This window comes from Staphylococcus sp. GDY8P131P (assembly GCF_017891975.1).
In the GTDB taxonomy this organism is placed as follows: domain Bacteria; phylum Bacillota; class Bacilli; order Staphylococcales; family Staphylococcaceae; genus Staphylococcus; species Staphylococcus nepalensis.
Window position 1 is genome coordinate 372 of sequence record NZ_JAESKF010000026.1, and the last position, 4,501, is coordinate 4,872.

At 33.3% G+C, this 4,501-nt stretch carries 5 protein-coding genes; 3 read left to right on the forward strand and 2 right to left on the reverse strand.

Annotated elements, in window-relative coordinates; all coding sequences use genetic code 11:
- Together KA894_RS14160 and cstR are read right to left on the reverse strand one after the other, a co-directional pair.
- A partial coding sequence (locus tag KA894_RS14160) for a sulfite exporter TauE/SafE family protein (RefSeq protein ID WP_210134024.1) occupies positions 1-431 on the reverse strand: 431 nt, incomplete at its 3' end.
- Complete coding sequence (cstR, locus tag KA894_RS14165) at positions 431-691, reverse strand: persulfide-sensing transcriptional repressor CstR (protein WP_002510747.1); 261 nt, start codon at positions 689-691, stop codon at positions 431-433. The genes KA894_RS14160 and cstR, both read right to left, overlap by 1 nt.
- Positions 692-828: 137 nt before the next feature.
- Here cstR and cstA point away from each other — a divergent pair, with 137 nt between their 5' ends.
- From cstA to sqr, 3 genes are read left to right on the forward strand one after another with little or no spacing between them, the layout of a single operon-like run.
- Positions 829-1,896: a persulfide response sulfurtransferase CstA gene (cstA, locus tag KA894_RS14170; RefSeq protein WP_107384736.1), complete on the forward strand. Its 1,068-nt coding sequence runs from the start codon at positions 829-831 to the stop codon at positions 1,894-1,896.
- A 30-nt stretch (positions 1,897-1,926) separates the two neighbouring features.
- On the forward strand, positions 1,927-3,261 hold the full coding sequence (gene cstB / locus KA894_RS14175) for a persulfide dioxygenase-sulfurtransferase CstB (protein WP_050215127.1): 1,335 nt from the start codon (positions 1,927-1,929) through the stop codon (positions 3,259-3,261).
- A gap of 17 nt (positions 3,262-3,278) precedes the next feature.
- Positions 3,279-4,472: a type II sulfide:quinone oxidoreductase Sqr gene (gene sqr, locus KA894_RS14180; protein WP_119536035.1), complete on the forward strand. Its 1,194-nt coding sequence runs from the start codon at positions 3,279-3,281 to the stop codon at positions 4,470-4,472.
- Positions 4,473-4,501 lie beyond the last annotated feature (29 nt).

Sequence of the window (4,501 nt, forward strand, 5' to 3'; positions counted from 1 at the left end):
ACCATAACTAATAATGGCTTGTTAAAGGAAGATTGATCTAAACTCGGTTTTATGTTAATAAACATTAAAATTAATGCGAGTAAAGCAATGATAATATATATCGTATTTACAAATGTAGCATTAAATAAATTTGCTAACAGTCCACCTAACATGCTGCCTATAATCATGCCACTACCCATGTAAAGCACTAATAGTGGCGAAAATTCTGGTTTTTTTCGCGCTTTTAATGACCCACTTAAAGTACTGAAAAAGACTTGACTGGAAGTAAGTCCTGATGCCATGTATGCACTGTACGCAGGAGCGCCAAATAGTGGTGGTAATAATAAAATAGCTGGATAAATAATGATGGCGCCACCTATACCTACTAGACCCGAAATAAAGCCTCCGAATACCCCAATAAGTAACATCATAATAATAGTTGAAATATCCATTATTTACTTTTTACCAATAAGTTAACGGCTTCATTAATCAATTCTTCAGAATTTTCACCATTATCCTCTGCTGCTTTTACACATTCTATTAAATTTTCACTAATGATAATTCCCATCAAACGTTGGATTGAACTTTTTGATGCACTGATTTGAGTAATGACATCTTTACAATCTTTTTCTTCTTCCATCATTTTAATAACGCCATTGAGTTGTCCTTGTATTCTATTAATACGATTAATCATTTTTTTATCATAATTCATAGTTATTTCCTCCACTTTTAATTGAATAAAGTCATAATAAACGATAAAAGTAAACATGTCAAATACCCCCTACCGTATTTGACATAATATAAATAATTAGTTAATATACCCGTATAGGTATTTATTAGGAGGTTAATATGAAACAATATAACGAAAATCATATCAATAATTTCAGTAAACAAGAATTAGAAAAATTGGGTGCACAAGGTCAACTGATTGACGTTAGAACACAAGAAGAATATGAGCTTGCACATATAAATGGTGCGACATTACATCCTGTAGATAAGATTGAATCGTTCAATAAAGATAAAAACACAACCTATTTTGTACACTGTAAAAGTGGTACCAGAAGTGCTAAAGCGAGCGAATATTTAGCTAAACAAGGCTACGACATTGTTAATTTAGACGGTGGCTATAAAGCGTATGAAGCAAAAAACGACGATGATAATACATTCGAAGAAAATACTAATGTAGAAATTAAAGCAGAGCGTAAACAATTTAACTATAGTGGTCTTCAATGTCCAGGTCCAATTGTAAACATCAGTAAAGAAGTGAAAAATATTGAAGTAGGCGAGCAAATCGAAGTTACAGTCACAGATCCTGGATTCCTTAGCGACATTAAAAGCTGGGTCAAACAAACTGGTCATACTTTAGTTAAACTTGATGAAAGTAATCATGGAATTAATGCCATTATTCAAAAAGAAAAACCAAAAGACTTACAAGTGAATCATACTGCTAAAGGTACGACAATTGTACTATTTAGTGGAGAGTTAGATAAAGCAGTGGCAGCAATGATTATTGCAAATGGCGCTAGAGCTGCAGGAAGAGATGTAACTATCTTCTTTACGTTTTGGGGACTCAACGCGTTGAAAAAAGCGCAAACAGTTAACGTTAAAAAGAAAGGTATCGCAAAAATGTTTGATTTGATGTTGCCAAAAACACCTTTGAAAATGCCACTATCTAAAATGAATATGTTCGGTTTAGGTAATATCATGATGCGATACGTAATGAAAAAGAAAAACGTTGATTCATTACCATCACTCATTAATCAAGCGATAGCTCAAGATATTAAATTAATCGCATGTACCATGAGCATGGATGTCATGGGTATTACAAAAGAAGAATTAAGAGATGAAGTTGAGTACGGCGGTGTAGGCACTTATATAGGTGATACTGAAAACGCGAGTCATAATTTATTTATTTAATTAAATCTATCAAAATAAGGAGTTCTTTATATGTTTTTCAAACAATTTTACGATAATCATTTATCTCAAGCATCTTATTTAGTTGGCTGTCAACGTACGGGAGAGGCAATAGTAATTGATCCTGTTCGTGATTTAACAAAATATATGGAAGTTGCAGATAGCGAAGGTTTTAAAATTACACAAGCTGCTGAAACACATATTCACGCTGATTTTGCTTCTGGAATTCGGGATGTGGCAAAACGTTTAAACGCCAATATATATGTATCTGGCGAAGGTGATGATCAATTAAGTTATAAAAATATGCCGGAACATACAAATTTTGTTAAAAATCAAGATATTATTCAAGTAGGTAATATTAAATTAGAAGTCTTGCATACACCTGGTCATACCCCTGAGAGTATCAGTTTCTTACTCACTGATGAAGGTGGCGGCTCAAGTGTTCCAATGGGTTTATTTAGTGGTGACTTTATTTTTGTTGGTGATATCGGTAGACCTGATTTACTAGAAAAATCAGTACAAATGGAAGGTACTACAGAGATTGGTGCAAAACAGATGTACCAATCTATAGAAGGTGTTAAAAATTTACCAGATTATATTCAAATATGGCCTGGACACGGTGCTGGAAGTCCTTGTGGTAAAGCATTAGGTGCCATACCAATGTCTACGCTAGGTTACGAAAAAATTAATAACTGGGCATTTAATGTAACAGATGAATCTAAATTTGTTGAAACATTAACATCAAATCAACCAGCGCCACCCCATCACTTTGCACAGATGAAAAAAATTAATCAGTTTGGTATGAAAATGTATCAACCATACAACGTTTATCCTAGTTTAGATAATGAAAGAATAGCATTTGATCTTCGTAGCAAAGAAGCCTTTCACGGTGGACATACACAAGGAACAATCAATATTCCTTATAACAAAAACTTTATTAACCAGATCGGTTGGTATTTAGATTTTGAAAAAGATGTAGATTTAATCGGAGATAAATCTACAGTTGAACAAGCAACGCATACTTTACAATTAATTGGTTTTGATAATGTAGCAGGCTATCGTTTACCAAAATCAGAAATTCTAACACAATCCATCCACAGCGCTGATATTACTGGTGAAGAAGCAAATGTACTCGACGTACGTAATGAAGAAGAGTGGAATAATGGGCACTTAGATCAAGCAGTCAATATTCCGCATGGTAAATTATTAAATGAAAATATTCCATTTAATAAAGAGGATAAAATATACGTACATTGTCAGTCAGGTGTTAGAAGTTCAATCGCAGTGGGTATCTTAGAAAATAAAGGATTTGAAAATGTCGTGAATATTAGAGAAGGCTATCAAGATTTTCCAGAATCATTAAAATAATTTAAGGGTGTGGAAAAATGAGTAAGTATTATCAAATTGTTATTGTAGGTGGCGGTACAGCAGGTATTACCGTGGCATCAAGACTATTAAGAAAAAATCAAAGCTTAAAAGGAAAAATAGCAATTATAGACCCGGCTGAATATCATTATTATCAACCGTTATGGACTTTGGTTGGTGCTGGGGTATCGAGTTTAAAAAGTTCTCGTAAAGATATGAAAAGTGTTATGCCTGAAGGTGTTCAATGGATAAAAAATGCTGTTTCAAGCTTTCAACCTGAAAACAATAGCATTATTTTAGGAGATAATTCGGTCGTTAGTTACGAATTTTTAGTGGTAGCCCCTGGATTACAGATTAATTGGTCTTCTATTAAAGGATTAAAAGAGAATATAGGTAAAAATGGTGTTTGTTCTAACTATTCACCTAACTATGTTCGCGAAACTTGGAGACAAATTTCTAAATTTAAACAAGGGAACGCGATTTTCACGCATCCTAATACGCCTATCAAATGTGGAGGCGCACCTATGAAAATTATGTATTTAGCTGAAGATTATTTTAGAAAACATAATATCCGTTCTAATGCTAATGTGATATACGAAACGCCAAAAGATGCTTTATTTGACGTAGGCAAATATAATAAAGAATTAGAGAAAATTGTTGAAGAAAGGGATATAATTGTCAATTATAATTATAATCTTGTTGAAATTGACGGAGACAAAAAAGAGGCTACATTTGAACACATTAAAACAGACGATAGAAAGACAATAGATTATGAAATGTTACATGTAACACCACCCATGGGTCCCATAGGTGTACTTAAAGAAAGTACACTTTCAGATAGTGATGGTTGGGTAGATGTTAACCCAACCACATTACAGCATAAAAGCTACTCTAACATATTTGGGCTTGGTGATGCTTCAAATGCACCTACTTCCAAAACAGGAGCAGCAATTCGTAAACAAGCGCCTATAGTTGTTAATAACCTATTGCAAGTAATGGATAATGAAATGTTGACGCATCATTATGATGGTTATACTTCGTGCCCTATCGTTACCGGGTACAATAAATTAATACTTGCCGAGTTTGATTATAATAAAAAACCAAAAGAAACATTGCCTTTTAACCAGGCCAAAGAACGAAGAAGTATGTATATTTTTAAAAAAGATTTATTACCTAAAATGTATTGGTACGGTATGTTAAAGGGTCTTATGTAAATAACAAGAGTGTACAGAAAATAACCATT